This window comes from Vibrio sp. 10N.222.52.B7 (assembly GCF_041474275.1).
GTDB classification, from domain to species: domain Bacteria; phylum Pseudomonadota; class Gammaproteobacteria; order Enterobacterales; family Vibrionaceae; genus Vibrio; species Vibrio crassostreae_C.
Genome location: NZ_JBFRTU010000041.1, coordinates 54,364 through 72,572, shown reverse-complemented (window position 1 = coordinate 72,572; position 18,209 = coordinate 54,364). Strand labels below are relative to the sequence as shown.

Below are 18,209 nucleotides of genomic sequence, written 5' to 3'. Positions count from 1 at the left end.
TTAGTCCTTCAACACGTTAAGCATACTCATGAGCAAGCTCAGTGAACGCATCACCTCTTGCCATGAAATTATTAAATTGATCGAAGCTTGCGCACGCCGGAGACAGCATCACCATATCTCCAGCCACCAGCTGTGGCGAGATAGATTCGATTATCTGCTGCATGGTATCGAACTTTTGTGCCGATGGGTGCAGAGGCATGAATTGATCTGCATCTTCACCGAAACAACACAGCTGAACACGCTCAAGTTGCGCCAATACTGGTTCAAGCTCACTAAAGTCAGCACCTTTACCAACGCCGCCAACCAAAAGATATAACGTACCTTGATACTCCAACCCAGACAGGGCTGCCAATGTGCTGGCTACATTCGTTGCTTTGGAGTCATTAACCCATTTGATTTCGCGCTTGTCAGCCACGACTTGGCAACGATGCGTCAAACCGTTATAGGCCTTCAAAGCATCAAGACTTTTGCTGTAGTCGATACCAACTTGCTTCAATAGTGCAAGTGAGACTAACGCATTCGCCACATTGTGACGTCCAACCAATGTTAAATCTTGGGTAGCAAGGACAGGTTTACCGTGATCGACCAACCACTCAGTACTATCAATCGTTGATACACCAAACTCTTGGTTATCTAGGCCAAAAGTCAACAATGGCATTGTCTGGTCAGGGTAAGTCTCTTTGTCTTCACGATTAACAATCGCACACTGCGCGTTATTAAAGATTCTTAACTTGGCCTCACGGTAATCAGCCATGCCTTGATAGCGATCCATATGATCTTCAGACAGATTTAAGAATGCCGCAGCGGCAAGTTTTAAATTCGATGTAGTTTCTAGCTGAAAACTTGAAAGTTCAAGGACATATAAATCCGCATCAAGTTCTAGAAGGTCTAGGGCAGGAATGCCAATATTGCCGCCAACGCCAACATTAAGCCCAGCAGCCTTAGCAAGCACACCAGTCAAATCCGTCACGGTACTCTTACCGTTTGAACCAGTAATCGCCACAACAGGCTTATCTACAGCCCAACCAAACAGCTCGATGTCGCCAACGACAGGCGTACCCGCTTCAAGCACATCTTGAATTTCTGGCGTCGCTAAAGCAATGCCTGGGTTAGCAACCACCAGATCAGCCTCAGCTAGCCATTGGCCATTCCAGCTTCCAGAATGCAGCTCTACCGACTCAGGCAAAGATTCCTTTCCTGGCGGTAGCTCTCGCGTATCAATTACCTTTACGCAAGTATGGGGCTGATATTTTACGAGATGTTTAACGACAGAGAGCCCGGTAATACCGAGCCCCACAACCACTACATTTTGAATATTTTGCCAACGTTCCATTTAAACAAGATGCTCTTAATAGTTTTAAAGAGCCCCTATTCAGAGGCTCATACAGGATTAACGAACTTTCAGTGTCGCTAGGCCAACCAGTACTAATACCATTGAGATTATCCAAAAACGCACGATAACACGCGGCTCTGGCCAACCTTTAAGTTCATAGTGGTGGTGAATCGGTGCCATGCGGAAAATACGCTGACCACGCAATTTGTAAGAGCCCACCTGCAGAATCACTGACAGAGTCTCCATTACAAACACACCACCCATGATCACTAGTACCAACTCTTGACGAACGAGTACCGCAATCACACCTAACGCACCACCCAGTGCTAGAGAGCCAACATCGCCCATGAATACTTGTGCTGGGTAAGTGTTAAACCATAGGAAGCCAAGGCCTGCACCAACGATAGCAGTACATACCACCACCAGTTCAGAGGTGTATGGGATGTATGGAATGTGTAGGTATGCTGCAAAGTTAACGTTACCTGTCGCCCAAGCGATAACAGCAAAACCCGCAGCAACCATAACCGTTGGCATAATCGCCAAGCCATCTAGGCCATCAGTTAGGTTTACCGCGTTACTGGTACCCACAATAACAAAGTAAGTTAGAACAATGTACAGTAAACCAAGTTGTGGCATCACATCTTTAAAGAAAGGCACCACTAATTGTGTCGCAGCAGTGTCTTGCCCATGAGCATACAGAGCAAACGCCACAACCAATGCAATAGCCGATTGCCAGAAGTACTTCCAACGCGCAATCAAGCCATCAGTGTTCTTACGAACGACTTTACGATAATCATCAACAAAACCAACTGCACCGTAACCGCCTAGCACGACAAGTACGGCCCAAACGTAAGGGTTTGATAAGTCAGCCCAAAGTAAGACCGTAATGATGATCGCAGCAAGGATCATCACACCACCCATGGTTGGTGTACCACGCTTACTGAAGTGAGATTCTGGGCCGTCATTACGAACAACTTGGCCAATTTGCAGCATTTGCAGACGCTCAATTAAACGAGGTCCCATCCACAGCGACAGACATAAAGCCGTCAAAATGCTCGCGATTGCACGAAACGATAAGTATTCGAACAAACGGAAAAAAGAAAAGTGTGGCTGTAGTAGCTCTGCAAGCCAAATTATCATGAAAAGTTCTCCTTTAAAGCAGCGGCTATTTTACTCATTCCTGCACTATTGGCGCCTTTTACCAACAAGGTATGTGGCGCGTTTTCTGGCAAGCTCAAGTGCTGCTCTATGTGCGCGATCATCGCTTCATGCGTTGCAAAGTGAGTGCCGTTACACACTTCACTAATCACCTTGGTATCATCACCGTAAGTGAGTACATGCTCAAAAGCGAATGGGGCAGCATATTCACCGACTTGACGGTGAAGTGCAAGGCTTTCATCGCCTAATTCAGCCATATTGCCTAAAATCAACCAACGCTGACCTTTGAAGCTCGACAACAATTTAGCTGCAGCCTTCATTGCCGGTACACTGGCGTTGTAACTGTCATCTATCAGCTTGATATTCTGACTTAATTGTTGAACCTCAACTCGGCCTTTAACTGAGATGAGATTCGCTAAACCGCTTTTAATTTCTGCAAGCGTGGCACCGAATTGAATGCTCAGTGCTGCTGCGGCTAATGCGTTGGCTACATTGTGCTGACCAATAATGCCAAGTTCGACATCGATAGCACCTTGCGGGGTCTGCATATCAAAGCAAGCTTCACCCTGCTCGTTGATGCGAATATTCGTCGCAAAGTAATCCGCCGTGTCATCACTTTCAGAAAAGGTCAGTACGTTTTTGTCTGCAAGCACATCTTTCCAAAAGTCACCACCATTGCTCTCTAGGTTAACAATAGCAGTATCACCAGCAGCAAGCCCCTGAAAAATTTCGCCTTTCGCTTGTTTAACACCATCAATTGAGCCAAAGCCCTCTAGATGCGCGGCAGCAACGTTATTCACTAAGGCCACCTGTGGTTTCACAAGCTGCGTGGTATAGGCAATTTCACCAATGTGGTTCGCGCCCAGTTCTATCACGGCATAGTCGTCATTGGGTTCACTGCGCAGCAAGGTTAGTGGTACTCCAATATCATTATTGAAGTTACCCGCTGTAAACAGCACTTTGCCACGTTGTTGTAGAATACTCGCGACCATCTCTTTGACGGTCGTTTTGCCACAGCTTCCTGTTATCGCCATGGTTGGCACGTTACATTGTTTGTGGATCCAAGCACTTAGCTGACCTAAAGCAAGTTTAGTGTCTTCAACAACAACTTGAGTAATATTTAGGTCAAGTTTTCGTTGAACTAATAACGCACTCGCATTGGCCTCAACAGCCTGACCACAAAAATCATGCGCATCAAAACGTTCACCTACAAGAGCAACAAACAGTGCACCTTCTTCAACGGTGCGAGTATCGGTAGAAACCGCATTGATCAAACTATTGCTCGATTTGCCAGCCTCTATCAGCTGACCGTACACCGCTGAGCAGATCTGCTCGAGTGATACATCAATCATTATGAAATACCTAAAAGTTGTAGTGCTGACTCTCGATCCGAATAGTGGATCGTTTTGTCTTTCAATACTTGGTAATCCTCATGGCCTTTACCTGCCAGAAGAATAATGTCGTTATTACCCGCCTGCTCTAGAGCAAACTTAACCGCCTGAAAGCGATCGTGTTCAACAAAGGCGACTTCAGGCTCACTTAAACCTGCCAGCATGTCTTTAACAATCAATGCCGGGTCTTCACTGCGAGGGTTGTCATCTGAAATAATAATGTTATCGGCGAACTGCTCTGCGGTAACCGCCATCATAGGGCGCTTGCCTGTATCTCGATCACCACCGCAGCCAAAGATTGCCCATAGCTTTCCAGAGCAATGTACACGTAGTGCTGCCAATGCTTTCTCTAAAGCGTCTGGCGTATGCGCGTAATCGACAACCACTTTTGCTTTGTTCGGCACTTGGAACAGTTCCATACGACCAATCACAGGTTGCAACTGAGGCGCAGTGTCGACCAAGATTTGCTTATCGATACCTAATGACAGCAAGGTCGCAAAGGCAACCAGTACATTTGATGCGTTGAACTGGCCAATTAAAGGAACAGACAGTTGTCCCTGCCCCCAGCTACCATCAAAAGCGAGTTTGATACCCGTCTCTGCATAAGCAACATCAGATGCCCATACCGACTGTTGGTAGCCAGTTAACGGAAGCAATGACACAGCTACTGCATTGGACAGATCAGCCATCCAAGCTTTACCGACTTCATCATCAACATTAATCACAGCGTGCTTACACTTATGCTGAGTAAACAAGCTCTTCTTAGCCAGAGCGTACTCTTGCATCGTGCCGTGGTAATCCAAGTGGTCACGGCTCAAGTTAGTAAATACACCAGCCTCAAAATCCAATGCCTTAACTCGGCCTTGAACCAAACCATGAGACGAGATTTCCATCGCGGTATAAACAGCGTTTTCTTCAGCCAACTCACTCAGCGTACGTTGTATTTCAATCGCACTACCGGTCGTATTCGCCGCCGTTTTAAGGTTGTCTAGGAAACCGTTACCCGTGGTGCCCATTACCGCAGAGCGTTGGCCGACTAAATCTAGCCACTGAGCAATCAATTGGGTGATAGTGGTTTTGCCATTGGTGCCGGTAACACCAATCAGCTTAGTCGCCTGAGACGAGTAAACACGACCGGCCAACTCAGATAACACCAAGTTAAGGTCTTTAATGTAAACAACCGGAACAGCATCCAACCACTCAATCAGACCATGGGCCTTTTCAGCATCAGCTTGTGCGATAACGGCATTGGCTCCCTGTGAGACCGCTTTGTCAATGAAACGACGGCCATCAACAGCATGCCCAACTACAGCAACAAAAATATCGCCGTCTTTGATGGCACGACTATCCAACTCCAACTGTTCAACGGCAATCGCATCCAGCTCAGGTGAACTAAAGTCACCCCAAGGAGAAAGTAAAGATGACAGCGTGAGGCTATTACTCATATTGAATCCTGATTGGCTCTATTCTTGAAACTTGTTTTCATCAGCAGGGACATTCAGAATTTGCAGTGCGCCCTTCATGATTTCAGAAAAAACAGGGGCTGCGACCGAGCCACCATAGTAGAGGTCACCTTGAGGTTCATTGATCATCACAACCAAAGAGACTCTTGGGTCACTCACTGGAGCAACACCTGCGGTATAGGCGAAGTACTCGTCTCCATAACCACCGGAAATCGCTTTTCTAGATGTACCTGTTTTTGCTGCTACTCGGTAACCCGGCACGGCAGCTCTTGTCGCTGTACCGCCCTTTTGGGTTACGCCTTCTAGCATGTTCAAAACCAACTCAGCATTTTCGCGCTTGATGATCTGTTTTGAGAAATCTTGGTCGTTGCTTTTAACGATATGGATAGGTTCGTAAACACCGTGATTCGCTAACGTCGCATAGGCATGAGCCAATTGCAGCGGAGTAATCGCTAGACCATAACCAAAGGATAAGGTAGCGATTTCAAACTTAGACCAGCGTCGACGGTTCGGGAAAATACCCGCGGTCTCACCGACTAGATTCAGCCCAGACATCTCGCCAAGACCAACAGAACTGTACATGCCTAGTAGCGCTTCAAGTGGCATATCCAGTGCTAACTTCGCCACACCGATGTTACTCGACTTCTTAAGGATTAACGCCAAGTCTGCCTTACCAACTTTGGAAGTATCACGTACACGGCTACCACCGATTTGCATGATGCCGTTACCCGTATCAATTACAGTATCAGCATCCGCGGTACCATTTTCGAGAGCGGCAAGAACAACAAACGGCTTAACCGTCGAACCTGGCTCAAAAGCATCGGTGATCACGCGGTTACGCATCTTAAAGCTTTGTAAATCAGCACGATTGTTTGGGTTGTAAGACGGTGCGTTAACCATGGCCAAAACCGCACCCGTTTTTACGTCTAATAAGATGGCAGATCCAGACGTCGCCTTGTGATCGGCTACCGCCTGTTTAATCGCTCGATAAGCGATGGCTTGTAAGCGCTGATCGATGGTCAATTCGAGTGGTTTACCTTCTTCACGCTCTTCTAGTGCAATGTTTTCAACTACTCGCCCGTAACGGTCTTTACGGATTGTACGTTTACCTGCTTCACCCGTGAGCCACTTATCGTAGCTGCGCTCGACACCTTCTAGGCCGTGTCCATCAATTCCGGTCACACCAATAAGATGCGCGCTGACTTCACCGGCTGGGTAATAACGACGTGATTCTGCTTTAAGACCAATACCCACCAGCTTTAAGTCGCGGATGTATTTCGCCATTGCTGGGCTAACTTGTCTTTGTAGGTAGATAAAACGACGAGATTTGTTGCTAGAGATCTTGTCGATCATCGATTGTCGATCTAAGCCAAGTACATCAGCTAGCGCATACCAACGATCAATTTGGGCCATGCCGTTTTTATCGAAAATCGTTTTAGGATCGGCCCATACCGCTTCAACTGGAACACTCACAGCAAGCGGCTCGCCATTGCGGTCTGAAATAATACCGCGAGCAGAAGGAATGGCCTTAACACGTACTGAGCGAAGGTCGCCCTGACGAATTAAGTTATCTGGTTCAATAATTTGGATGTAAGCCACACGACCAACCAGCGCAGCAAAGGCAAGAAACACGAAAGCAATAACGACGTTGAAACGCCATTTAATAAGAATTGGATCCGAATCCTTTTCGCTCTTCACTCGCTCTTTCGTTGGTTTCTTAACAGCTTTTGCGGGTGCTTTTTCCTTTTTACCGGTCATTTCAGTGTGATCACAACTTCTTTTTCAGAGTCTGGACGTTTCATGTCTAGCTCTCTTTTTGCCGATGCTTGAACGCGACTATGTTCAGCCAGAGCCGTCTCTTCAAGCATTAAATTTCGCCACTCATCATCAAGCTGTTCTCGCTCCACCAACGCCGTGTCTTTTTGCGTGATCGCCTGACGTGACATATGTGTCGTAAGAACGACCCCCATCGCACTCGCGAAGATACAGATAAGAAGCATCAATGGGACCTTGCCCACGGAGATCAAATCAAAAAATATTATCTTGGCTAAGTTCGGTTTGGAGGTCTTCATTGACTATAGCTTTTCTGCGATTCGTAATACTGAGCTACGCGAACGAGTATTCTCATCCACTTCATCTTTAGAAGGCTTGATCGCTTTACCAACAGGCTTAAGATCAGCACTGCCTAGCGCTTTGATCTGCTCTTCTGTTAGTGGCAGGCCATGTGGTACTTGCGGACCTTGGCTCTCTTTACGGATAAAGCGCTTCACCATGCGGTCTTCAAGAGAGTGAAAGCTAATAACAGACAAACGGCCTTCAGGAGCAAGAATGCTTGCTGCGCCTTTCAGGGCTGTATCGATCTCTTCAAGTTCACTGTTGATGTAGATACGGAAGGCTTGGAAAGCACGTGTTGCTGGGTGCTTTTTCTCTTTGAAGCTTTTTGGAGCTACATCCGAGATAAGCTTAGCCAACTGACCAGTGCGCGTTAGAGGTTCGTTCTCTTCATTCTCTTGATAAGCAATGATGCCTTTCGCGATACGACGAGCGTGTTTGTCTTCACCGAACTCACGAATAACCCATGTGATGTCATCAAGATCGGCTTCAACTAACCACTGAGAGACAGGAATACCGGTTGTTGGGTCCATACGCATATCAAGCGGACCGTCTTTCATGAAGCTAAAGCCACGCTCAGCGTCATCTAGCTGTGGTGAAGAAACACCTAGATCCAGTAACACACCATCCACTTGACCGACTAAGTCATAACGCTCTGCATATTCAGCCATACCTGAGAACGGGCCGTGAATAATCGTAAAACGAGGGTCATCAATCTTTTGCGCTTCTGCAATCGCTTGTGGATCGCGGTCAATACTAAAGAGTCGTCCATTCTCGCCCAGTTTAGACAGGATTGTACGGCTGTGACCACCACGGCCAAAAGTACCATCGATGTAGGTACCGTCAGGTTTGATCGCAAGTCCGTCAATAGATTCGTTAAGCAATACTGAAATATGTTTGAATGCTTCTGTCATAGTCTTCTCAGTGAGTGGATTGAGCCATTAGTTCGGCAATAATTTGTTCTATTAACGTTTTAGTGTACTGATTTCACGCCGTATCTCCACCATATTGTGTATAGGCTTTGGGAATTTTTGACCCAAGCTCATATCAGGATGAAGGATTCTAAGGAAATCTAAATAATTTACGTCAATATAAAGCAAAAAACCCATCACTACCGTTAAGTAATGATGGGTTCTTTATATAGGTGGAGTTGACACATACGCCGGGTTCTGTTCCGCTTGCGCGGCGGTAACCATTCGTCTAGGCCTGCAATCGCTCACAGGCTCAAGCAATCTACCCGCCCCCATACGCGAGCAACGCAATGTGAGGGCCTATTTGATCTTGCTCCGGGTGGAGTTTACCTTGCTACGAACTGTTGCCAGTCGCACGGTGCGCTCTTACCGCACCCTTTCAGCCTTACCTGTGCCTCTTCCGAAGAAATGAGGCCATCGGCGGTCTTCTCTCTGCTGCACTTGTCGTGGGCTCGCGCCCCCCAGACGTTATCTGGCACCCTGCTCTATGGAGCCCGGACGTTCCTCCCCTCTACCAGTCTCCCGAAGGACTTCAACGTCAGTTTCCCGAAGGACCTCAACGTCAGTCTCCCGAAGGACATCAGCAAAGCAGCGATTACCCGTTCAACTCCGAGGGCGGATTGTATAGAGATTAGGGTGCAGTGTCTAGCGAGATCACAAATATGGTGCAAACCTCTAAGCAACTGCGTGAATTTTACACAATTCAGACAAAAAAAGAGGAATAACGGCAATACCATCACTCCTCACAAGCTTTTCAATACAGGTTAGCTACTCTATAAAGAGGTTTCTAGTGGTCTAGATGCTCTAGGCCCCATTTGTATAACGCGTTCTTTTTCAGATTGTAGATTTCTGCCGTCATCGCCGCCGCTTTTTTAAGAGGCAGCTCTTTGGTTAGAATGCCTAGTGTGCGAGTCGCTTCGTCTGGCAGTTCTGTGCTCGCTTCTTCACGGTGGCCGTGAATCAGTAACACCATCTCACCGCGTTTACGGTTCGCGTCTTCTTCAATCCACTCAATAAGTTCACCAAGTGGCAGCCCTTGGATGGTTTCGAAGGTTTTGGTTAGCTCACGCGCCAATACAACCTCACGGTCAGGGCCAAGAATCTCGAGCATATCTTGTAGAGAATCTGAAATACGGTGTGGTGATTCATAGAAAATGCATGTGCGCTCTGCCTTTGAGATCTCTAAGAACTTGTCTTTACGACCTTTGCTCTTTGGTGGCAAGAAGCCCTCAAAACTGAAACGATCTGACGGTAAACCAGAAGCACTCAACGCGGTAATCACAGCACAAGCACCAGGAAGTGGCACAACTCTCACACCCGCTTGACGACATTGTGAGACAAGATGGTAACCTGGGTCACTAATTAAAGGAGTACCCGCATCAGAGACTAATGCGATAGACTGACCTTCTAATAACCTTTCGACTAGAACTTGCGCTTTAGTTTGTTCATTATGATCATGTAAAGCGAACGTTCTGGTTGATATATTGAAGTGAGCAAGCAGCTTACCCGTGTGGCGTGTGTCTTCGGCTGCAATAACATCGACACTTGATAAAATTTCAATTGCTCTTTGAGTGATATCTCCCAAATTTCCGATTGGGGTTGGCACAATGTAGAGAGTTGGGCTCTCTGTGAGCAAGGTTTTGTTATCTGTCATTTGTTTACCATCACTTCAACGATTAATATAGATACAAATTTATACGGAATTTAAAGAACTCATGGCAACGATGAACCATAAGAGACTCAGTGTACCACGCTTACTAACTCCAATTGCATTAGCAATTACATTGGCGGCTTGTTCTTCAGGTCCTCAAGCACCAACGAGCGTTGATATTACACTAGATCCAGCGCAATCAACTGAAAGTTACATGATGCAAGCGGATAGTAGCAAAGGAAGTCTACAAAACGACTGGTTAATCATGGCGCTTAAGGCTTCTGTGCAAGCTGGAAAAACCGATCAAGCAACTCTGCTTATTAAACGCTTAGCAAAACAAGAGCTGAGCGAAACGCAACAAGCGGAATGGCAATTAGCTCGCGCTAAACTGTTGGTGAATAACTCGCAGCCTGAACAAGCTTATAGCCAACTGAACTTCCAGCCTTGGTGGAAACTTCCGAACGAGCAGTGGAAAGATTATCACGAGCTACGCGCGAACATTTCTGAAATGCAAAGCGAGTATTTTGAAGCAAGCCGTGAGTTAGTTCTTTATTCAGAATATCTAGACGCTGACGACGAGCTCCAACAACAAGCTGCTGACCGTATTTGGCAGAACCTAAATAGCTACTCTCAATATGAGATTCTAGAGCTTAAGACGTCGCCTACAGAAGACGTTCTTGCAGGTTGGTTACAGCTGGCGATTTACATGAAGACGCTGAATTCAAACCTTCCAAACCTGCAGGAAACCCTGTCTGATTGGCTAGCAGAGAATTCTCAGCACCCAGCAGCAACATATACACCTCAGGCGATCACTGACATCTTGGCGCTAGAGATCAGCAAGCCAACCAGCACTGCACTATTACTGCCGCTAACGGGTAAATACGGTAAGCAAGCACAACTGGTACGTGATGGCTTCATCTTTGCGATGATGAACGACAAAGAACGCGAAGAAGATGCAACGCTGACAGTAATGGATACCAACGTGCAAAGTGCTGCTGAGATTAAAGCGACACTGGAAGAGAACAGCGTTGATTTCATTGTGGGTCCGCTGATCAAGAGCAACATTACTAAGCTTCAGCAAGCGCAGAAAAACCACGAGAATTCGATTCCAGCTTTAGCTCTGAACATTCCAACGCAACTAGAACCTGATACCAATATTTGCTATCTCGCTCTATCGCCTGAACAAGAAGTTGCTCAGGCAGCGAAACACCTATTTGCTCAAGGCTACAAGTATCCGCTTATCCTTGCGCCAAGAGGACGTTTAGGTGAGCGTGTTGAGCAAGCGTTTAAAGAAGAGTGGAAAAAATACAGCAGCAACGATGTGGCTATCAGCTTGTTCTCTGACAAACGCCAACTGCAACGTAATGTGAATCAGGTATTTGGCTTGCAAGAGAGCCAACAACGTATCGCTCAAATGGATGGGTTACTGAACCTAGACCTAGAAACAGAGCCACGCAGCCGTCGTGATATCGATTCTGTCTACATTGTGGCTAAGAACTCAGAGCTAACGCTAATCAAACCCTTCATTGAAGTTGCAATTAACCCTGATGCTAGCCAGCCCGCTCTTTTCTCAAACTCACGCAGCAACAGCGGTGATAAGCAGTATGAAGACCTAACCGGCGTGTTCTACAGCGACATCCCACTATTGGTTGAGAACAAAAACGAGCTTAATAAAGAGCTAAACGACCTATGGCCTGCACACTCAAACGGCCAAAAGCGTCTGCAAGCACTGGGAATGGATGCATACTACCTAATGGATGCACTGCCACAGATGAAAGCCGTACAGGGTTACAGCATTCCAGGTGAAACGGGTGTGCTAACCATCGATAACAACTGTGTGGTTCAACGTGAAATCAGCTGGGCAGAGCATGGGGCTTTTTAGCCGAAAGTTCCTATCCAAACCAACCATCACCCACAAACAAGTGGGTGATAAATACGAGGCCGTGGCAAAATCTTATCTGATTAACCACGGTTTATCGTTAATAGAAGAAAACTTCATAGCAAAATGTGGCGAGATTGATCTTATAATGCGCCATAACAATACGGTTGTGTTTGCTGAGGTAAAATACCGCAAGCAAACCCGCTACGGACATGCCGCTGAAATGGTGACTGCCAAGAAGTCACAGAAACTGCTCAAAACAGCCAATGTTTGGCTTATGCAGCAAGGCTTGTCGGTGCACTCTACAGATTTCAGGTTTGATATTGTTGCCATTGAAGGGCCGAATGACACTATCGACTGGATTCAAAACGCGATTACCCAAGGATAAACATGCTAGACAGCATTAAAGAAAGTTTCACAGAAAGTATTCAAATCCAAATTGCGGCTGCAGAAGCTCTGCCTGACGCAATCACGCATGCCGCTCAAGCAATGGTTGCGACCTTGCTTAACGGAAACAAAATCCTTTGTTGTGGTAATGGTGGTTCGGCGTCGAATGCTCAGCAATTTGTATCGTGCCTACTCAACCGGTTTGAAACAGAGCGCCCTAGCCTTCCAGCAATGGCACTCACAGCAGATAACACCACGCTAACGGCTGTGGCTAACGACTACCACTATGAAGAGATCTTCTCTAAGCAGGTACGTGCGTTTGGTCAAACTGGCGATATCCTGTTGGCTATCTCGACTAGTGGTAACAGCAAGAACATCATCAAGGCAATGGAAGCGGCGGTAACTCGCGACATGACAATTATCGCCTTTACCGGTAAAGATGGTGGTGAGATGGCAGGTTTGCTTGGTGAACACGATGTAGAGATTCGTATCCCTTCACACCGTACAGCGCGCATTCATGAAGTACACATGGTGACACTACACTGCCTATGTGACCTAATCGATCAAGTACTCTTCCCTGCTCACGAAGAGTGATATACGGAGCATCACAATGAAATCATTAACCTCTATGAGGCTGTTTAAGCTGATTAGTGTTTCGCTACTTACACTGTCTCTGTCTGGTTGTGCTGGCATTTTCATTGCTGGTGCTGCAACTACTGCAAACCTAGTCACGGATACGCGAACAACCAAAGAGATTTGGAACGACAACAACATCGAATTTGAAGTCGCAGCGATTACCAATAAACAACCATTCCGTGGCAACGTACGTGTCACCGCAAGCTCGTACCGAGGTTCGGTGGTATTGATGGGACAAGCAACCACAGATTCAGAACGTCGCGCTTTTGAAAACCAAGCCAAAGAAGTGGCTGGCGTTGAGAGCATCCACAATCAGGTTCGAGTGAAAGAACCTTTGTCTGTAAGTGCTATTAGTAAAGACAGCTGGATTACCACTAAAGTGAAATCAGCTCTGCTTGCGAATGCTGAGCTTAACGGCATCAAAGTAAAAGTGATTACTGAGGATTCAGAAGTATTCCTGCTTGGACTCGTGACTCGAGAGCATGCCGATATCGCAACAGAAGTTGCTCGTAACATCTCTGGCGTAAAACAGGTCATTCGAGCGTTTGAATATGGTGAAGAAGAGACGGCTGTTAACTAGCCTTAAGCCAGTCAATTGAATGCTATATAGCAGAAAAGAAAAAGCAGCGACGAGTCGCTGCTTTTTTATTTGGTTCGTTATTTAACTAACGTTATTTGATAACACGAAGGCTTGGGCGACCTTTCGCTGGACGAGGTGGCTCAGGATCTGAGTCTGGCTCTTCAGCATCTACGTCTGCCGTTGCTACGCTCAAAGATGGGCCTTTTTCTGGTTCTTCAAAAGGACTTTCTTCAATCCCTTCTTCAAACGCTTCCATGTAAGCCTCTTCAGGTTCAAACATGGTACCAGCACCATTTTCACGAGCATAAATCGCTTGTACTGCGTAAAGCGGAACGATCACAGAGTGTGGACGACCACTAAAGCGAGCACTAAACGTCACAGCTTCGTTACCCAGTTCAAGTTGTCCAACCGCACGAGGCGCGATGTTCAGAATGATCTGACCATCTTGAACAAACTCTTCTGGAACTCGCACACCCGGTAATGTTGCTTCAACAACAAGGTGTGGAGTTAGTTCGTTATCAACCAGCCACTCATAAAATGCACGAAGCATGTATGGTCGGCGTGGAGTCATATTAGAAATATCCATAAACGCTTAGCGAACGAGTCGCATCTCACGCTCAGCTTCAGTTAGAGAAGCTAGGAATGAATCACGTTCGAATACGCGGTTCATGTAAATCTTAAGCTCTTTAGAACCAGGACCAATTAGTTCGATACCAAGCTCAGGTAAACGCCATAATAGCGGAGCTAGGTAACAATCAATTAGGCTAAACTCTTCGCTCATGAAGTATTCATACTCAGCGAAGATAGGAGCAAGAGTCAGTAGGTCGTTGCGCAGTTTAACGCGAGCTGCTTCAGATTCTTCAGCGTTGCCTTTAACGATCTTCTCTGCAACTGAATACCAGTTACGCTCAATGCGGTACATCATTAGACGGCTGTTACCACGAGCAACCGGGTATACAGGCATCAACGGTGGATGAGGGAAACGCTCATCTAGATATTCCATGATGATCTTCGAGTCATATAGAGCAAGCTCACGATCAACAAGAGTAGGTACTGATTTGTACGGGTTCAGTTCAACAAGCTCTGCTGGTAGATTTTTTTCATCAACCAACTCAACTTCAACACTTACGCCTTTTTCAGCAAGAACGATGCGCACCTGATGGCTATACATATCAGAAGCACTTGAGAAAAGAGTCATTACAGAACGTTTATTGGCAGCTACAGCCATGGAGCCCTCCAGTACACTTTAAATAAAAACAATGGAGGCCTAAAGCCTCCATTGAACATTAACATAATTTGGGAATTAGCACGGTATTATAGCACAATTAGTGCACATCACGCCAATACTCTTTCTTCAGCAAAATCACGATGATAGTGAAGATTACTAAGAAGGCCATTACCCACCAACCCATAGCGTGACGCTCAAGTTGAACTGGGTCGCCCGAGTAAACCAAAAAGTTAACAAGGTCACGAACTGCTTCGTCGTATTCACCAGCACTTAATTCGCCAGAGCCGTCAGTCTCAGTGCCAACAACAACCGTCACTTCCTCGCCATCTACCATATGAGTATCGTAGATTGGTGTTGGGATACCTTGCAGTTCTTCAAGAACGTGCGGCATACCAACGCTTGGGAAAACAATGTTGTTCACGCCAAATGGACGAGACGGATCTTCATAGAAAGTACGAAGGTAAGTGTACAGCCAGTCTGCGCCACGAACACGAGCAACCAATGTTAGGTCTGGTGGCGGAGCACCAAACCAACTTGCCGCTTGATCAGAAGGCATAGCATTAACCATCAAGTCACCGATTTTCGCTTCAGGGTCGAAAATCAGATTTTCCTTCATAAGATCAACGGGGATCTCTAAATCATTCGCAACACGTTCATAGCGCTGGTACTGCGTTGAGTGACAAGCGAAACAGTAGTTCATGAACATCTTAGCGCCATTTTGCAATGAAGCTTTGTCTGTTAAATCATTGTTCGCTTTGTCTAATGGTACGTTTGCACCCGCTGCCATCACCAGTGACGGCAACATAGCAAATAAAATTACAATCCACTTTTTCATTTGAATGTCACCCTTTCTGGTAATGGTTTCGTCGCTTCATTTTTACTGTAGAACCACAGTAGAACGAAGAACATGAAGTAACCTAAGCTAAAGATTTGAGCCAGTAGCGTGTATGTTGGCGTTGCTGGAAGCGCACCAAGTACACCAAGCGCAATAAAGCTTATTGTGAATTGGATGATGTTAATCAAATGCAGTTTGCTACGGTAACGGTAAGAACGCACTTTACAACGGTCGAACCATGGTAGTAGGAATAGCACAACAATAGATGCGCCCATTGCTACAACACCTAGCAACTTATCAGGAACAGCACGCAGAATTGCGTAAAACGGCGTGAAGTACCATACCGGAGCGATGTGCTCTGGTGTTTTCAGTGGGTTAGCAGCTTCAAAGTTTGGCGGCTCAAGGAAGAATCCACCCATCTCTGGGTTAAAGAACAGTACATAACAGAAGAAGAATAGGAAACCGGCCACACCAACCATATCTTTCACGGTCCCGTATGGGTGGAAAGGAATAGAGTCAATGATGTCGTATTTCTTAGTGTAATCCTTGTGGAATGGGAACTGCGTTTTGTAGTCGTCGCCCATTGTGCCTTTAGGAAGTTTCGTCTCAATACCGTCTGGGTTGTTCGAACCCACTTCGTGCAGTGCTAGTACGTGAAGTACGATAAGCAGCAGAAGTACAATTGGTAGAGCGATAACGTGCAGTGCGAAGAAACGGTTCAGCGTTGCACCAGAGATGATGTAGTCACCACGGATCCAAAGCGTTAGGTCATCACCGATAACAGGGATCGCACCAAACAGAGAAATGATTACCTGAGCACCCCAGTAAGACATTTGACCCCATGGTAGTAGGTAACCCATGAAAGCCTCAGCCATAAGCACTAAGAAGATCAACATACCGAAGATCCAAAGTAGCTCACGAGGCTTTTGGTAAGAACCATAGATTAGGCCACGGAACATGTGCAGGTAGATAACAACGAAGAATGCCGAAGCACCTGTTGAGTGCATGTAACGTAGTAGCCAACCGTATTCCACATCACGCATGATGTATTCAACAGAAGCAAATGCACCCTCACCTGACGGTACGTAGTTCATTGTTAGCCAAATACCCGTAAGGATTTGGTTAACCAATACCAACATTGCCAAAGAACCGAAAAGGTACCAAAAGTTAAAGTTCTTAGGCATTGGGTATTCAGATAAATGCTTTTTATACGCATTCATCGCGGGTAGACGTTTCTCTACCCAATCAAGCAATCCTTGCATTACGCGTCTCCCTCGTCCACACCGATCATGATCTTAGTGTCACTCAAATACATATGCTTTGGTACAACAAGATTCAATGGAGCTGGTACGCCTTGGAATACTCGACCTGCCATATCAAACTTTGAACCATGACAAGGACAGAAGAAACCAGACTTAACACCCTGAACTTGTTCTGCAAAAGAATCCGGCAGGTAAGTTGGAGAACAACCTAAGTGCGTACAGAAACCAACAGCAACGAAGAATTCCGGCTTAATTGAACGGAACTCGTTCTGTGCGTATTCTGGTTGTTGTTCAGCTTCAGATTGAGGGTCACGAAGTTGACCACCGATCGATTTTAGGTTTTCTAGTACCGACTCAGCACGGCGTACAACCCATACAGGTTTACCTTGCCACTCGACACGAACCATTTGTCCCGGTTCTAACTTACTGACTTCCACTTCCACCGGCGCGCCCGCAGCTTTCGCCTTGGCACTCGGATTCCATGATTTAATAAAAGGCACGGCTACAGCAGCTGCTCCTAAACCACCAACAACGGCTGTTGTTGCGGTTAAGAAACGCCTGCGACCGTTATTTAAAGGCGCGTTGCTCATCCAAACATTCTCCCATTTGCTCCTTGTGGATTGAAATAATTCCGATTAAAGAGCATGGCTAACAAAATATGTATTTAGTTCTATTTATTGACGGCAAATGATAAATAAAACCCTACTTTTTGACAAGATAAAGCTACCTTTTTGTAACAATCATGAGGCAAAGCGCACATTGGGTTACAAAAGCTTTCAAAATATAAGAATTTGGAAATAAAACGAGGAAGGGAAAGCGTTTAGAGGGGGTATAAAAACAAAAAGCCCGGCATATAGCCGAGCTTTGAACCACAATTCCAGTCGTAAAACTGGGGGCGTGTACTTTTTCGTAAAGAAAAATTAACGCTTAGAGAATTGAGGTTTACGACGTGCTTTACGTAGACCAACTTTCTTACGTTCAACGCAACGAGCGTCACGAGTAACGTAGCCAGCTGCACGTAGAGCAGGACGTAGAGTTTCATCGTACTCCATAAGAGCGCGAGTGATACCGTGGCGGATTGCGCCAGCTTGACCAGAAATACCACCACCAGAAACAGTGATGTAAAGGTCAAGTTTCTCAGTTAGTTCAACTAGCTCAAGAGGTTGCTTAACAACCATACGAGAAGTTGGACGACCGAAGTAAACATCAAGGCTACGCTTGTTGATTACGATCTCACCAGAGCCTGGTTTGATGAAAACACGAGCTGCTGAGCTTTTGCGACGACCAGTGCCGTAGTATTGATTCTCTGCCATTTTCATAATC

Annotated in this window: 18 protein-coding genes and 1 other RNA gene; 4 read left to right on the top strand and 15 right to left on the bottom strand. The window is 46.2% G+C overall.

From position 1 onward, the window contains the following. Nucleotides 1–16: 16 nt before the first annotated feature. The 9 genes from murD to rsmI all read right to left on the bottom strand — a co-directional run bounded on the left by murD (nt 17) and on the right by rsmI (nt 10,082). Nucleotides 17–1,333: a UDP-N-acetylmuramoyl-L-alanine--D-glutamate ligase gene (murD, locus tag AB4512_RS12600; protein ID WP_372174980.1), complete on the bottom strand. Its 1,317-nt coding sequence runs from the start codon at nt 1,331–1,333 to the stop codon at nt 17–19. A gap of 57 nt (nt 1,334–1,390) precedes the next feature. After that, the gene (mraY, locus tag AB4512_RS12595; RefSeq protein WP_017059284.1) at nt 1,391–2,473 is read right to left on the bottom strand and encodes a phospho-N-acetylmuramoyl-pentapeptide-transferase; all 1,083 of its coding nucleotides are present in this window, start codon (nt 2,471–2,473) and stop codon (nt 1,391–1,393) included. After that, nucleotides 2,470–3,843, bottom strand: coding sequence for a UDP-N-acetylmuramoyl-tripeptide--D-alanyl-D-alanine ligase (murF, locus tag AB4512_RS12590; RefSeq protein ID WP_372174979.1), 1,374 nt, complete (start codon nt 3,841–3,843; stop codon nt 2,470–2,472). The genes mraY and murF overlap by 4 nt, the downstream gene beginning before the upstream one ends. Continuing rightward, complete coding sequence (gene murE, locus AB4512_RS12585) at nt 3,843–5,327, bottom strand: UDP-N-acetylmuramoyl-L-alanyl-D-glutamate--2,6-diaminopimelate ligase (RefSeq protein ID WP_102319692.1); 1,485 nt, start codon at nt 5,325–5,327, stop codon at nt 3,843–3,845. The genes murF and murE overlap by 1 nt, the downstream gene beginning before the upstream one ends. Nucleotides 5,328–5,345: 18 nt before the next feature. Continuing rightward, nucleotides 5,346–7,103 (bottom strand): penicillin-binding transpeptidase domain-containing protein, encoded by a 1,758-nt coding sequence (locus AB4512_RS12580; RefSeq protein ID WP_372174978.1) that lies wholly within the window; start codon nt 7,101–7,103, stop codon nt 5,346–5,348. Then, nucleotides 7,100–7,417 (bottom strand): cell division protein FtsL, encoded by a 318-nt coding sequence (gene ftsL / locus AB4512_RS12575; protein ID WP_019824585.1) that lies wholly within the window; start codon nt 7,415–7,417, stop codon nt 7,100–7,102. The genes AB4512_RS12580 and ftsL overlap by 4 nt, the downstream gene beginning before the upstream one ends. 3 nt (nt 7,418–7,420) lie before the next feature. After that, nucleotides 7,421–8,371: a 16S rRNA (cytosine(1402)-N(4))-methyltransferase RsmH gene (rsmH, locus tag AB4512_RS12570; protein ID WP_017066240.1), complete on the bottom strand. Its 951-nt coding sequence runs from the start codon at nt 8,369–8,371 to the stop codon at nt 7,421–7,423. A gap of 228 nt (nt 8,372–8,599) precedes the next feature. Further along, nucleotides 8,600–9,039, bottom strand: an RNA gene (gene rnpB / locus AB4512_RS12565) — RNase P RNA component class A. A gap of 176 nt (nt 9,040–9,215) precedes the next feature. Continuing rightward, nucleotides 9,216–10,082, bottom strand: coding sequence for a 16S rRNA (cytidine(1402)-2'-O)-methyltransferase (gene rsmI / locus AB4512_RS12560; protein ID WP_372174977.1), 867 nt, complete (start codon nt 10,080–10,082; stop codon nt 9,216–9,218). Nucleotides 10,083–10,143: 61 nt separating this feature from the next. Here rsmI and AB4512_RS12555 point away from each other — a divergent pair, with 61 nt between their 5' ends. The 4 genes from AB4512_RS12555 to AB4512_RS12540 are packed head-to-tail and all read left to right on the top strand — an operon-like array spanning nt 10,144 to nt 13,561. Beyond that, nucleotides 10,144–11,961: a penicillin-binding protein activator gene (locus AB4512_RS12555; RefSeq protein ID WP_372174976.1), complete on the top strand. Its 1,818-nt coding sequence runs from the start codon at nt 10,144–10,146 to the stop codon at nt 11,959–11,961. Next, on the top strand, nt 11,948–12,346 hold the full coding sequence (locus AB4512_RS12550; protein ID WP_017059277.1) for a YraN family protein: 399 nt from the start codon (nt 11,948–11,950) through the stop codon (nt 12,344–12,346). The genes AB4512_RS12555 and AB4512_RS12550 overlap by 14 nt, the downstream gene beginning before the upstream one ends. A gap of 2 nt (nt 12,347–12,348) precedes the next feature. Continuing rightward, nucleotides 12,349–12,939 carry a phosphoheptose isomerase gene (locus AB4512_RS12545; protein WP_004729817.1) on the top strand — a complete coding sequence of 197 codons (591 nt, stop codon included), beginning with the start codon at nt 12,349–12,351 and terminating at the stop codon, nt 12,937–12,939. Between the two features lie 16 nt (nt 12,940–12,955). Then, nucleotides 12,956–13,561 (top strand): BON domain-containing protein, encoded by a 606-nt coding sequence (locus AB4512_RS12540; protein ID WP_017059276.1) that lies wholly within the window; start codon nt 12,956–12,958, stop codon nt 13,559–13,561. A gap of 91 nt (nt 13,562–13,652) precedes the next feature. On the opposite strand, the gene sspB is transcribed toward AB4512_RS12540, so the two are convergent. The 6 genes from sspB to rpsI form a co-directional block, all read right to left on the bottom strand. Next, the gene (gene sspB, locus AB4512_RS12535; RefSeq protein ID WP_017072808.1) at nt 13,653–14,147 is read right to left on the bottom strand and encodes a ClpXP protease specificity-enhancing factor; all 495 of its coding nucleotides are present in this window, start codon (nt 14,145–14,147) and stop codon (nt 13,653–13,655) included. A gap of 6 nt (nt 14,148–14,153) precedes the next feature. Further along, a complete protein-coding gene (gene sspA / locus AB4512_RS12530; RefSeq protein ID WP_009848943.1) occupies nt 14,154–14,789 on the bottom strand; it encodes a stringent starvation protein SspA in 636 nt (211 codons plus the stop codon). 97 nt (nt 14,790–14,886) lie between these two features. Continuing rightward, the gene (locus AB4512_RS12525) at nt 14,887–15,624 is read right to left on the bottom strand and encodes a cytochrome c1 (protein WP_017061436.1); all 738 of its coding nucleotides are present in this window, start codon (nt 15,622–15,624) and stop codon (nt 14,887–14,889) included. Further along, nucleotides 15,621–16,886 (bottom strand): cytochrome bc complex cytochrome b subunit, encoded by a 1,266-nt coding sequence (locus AB4512_RS12520; RefSeq protein ID WP_017061435.1) that lies wholly within the window; start codon nt 16,884–16,886, stop codon nt 15,621–15,623. The genes AB4512_RS12525 and AB4512_RS12520 overlap by 4 nt, the downstream gene beginning before the upstream one ends. After that, on the bottom strand, nt 16,886–17,476 hold the full coding sequence (gene petA / locus AB4512_RS12515) for a ubiquinol-cytochrome c reductase iron-sulfur subunit (protein WP_017061434.1): 591 nt from the start codon (nt 17,474–17,476) through the stop codon (nt 16,886–16,888). Before petA ends, AB4512_RS12520 begins: the two co-directional genes overlap by 1 nt. Before the next feature lie 330 nt (nt 17,477–17,806). Continuing rightward, entirely contained in the window at nt 17,807–18,199 is a 393-nt protein-coding gene (gene rpsI, locus AB4512_RS12510; RefSeq protein WP_004740758.1) for a 30S ribosomal protein S9, read from the bottom strand. Between the last annotated feature and the right edge of the window lie 10 nt (nt 18,200–18,209).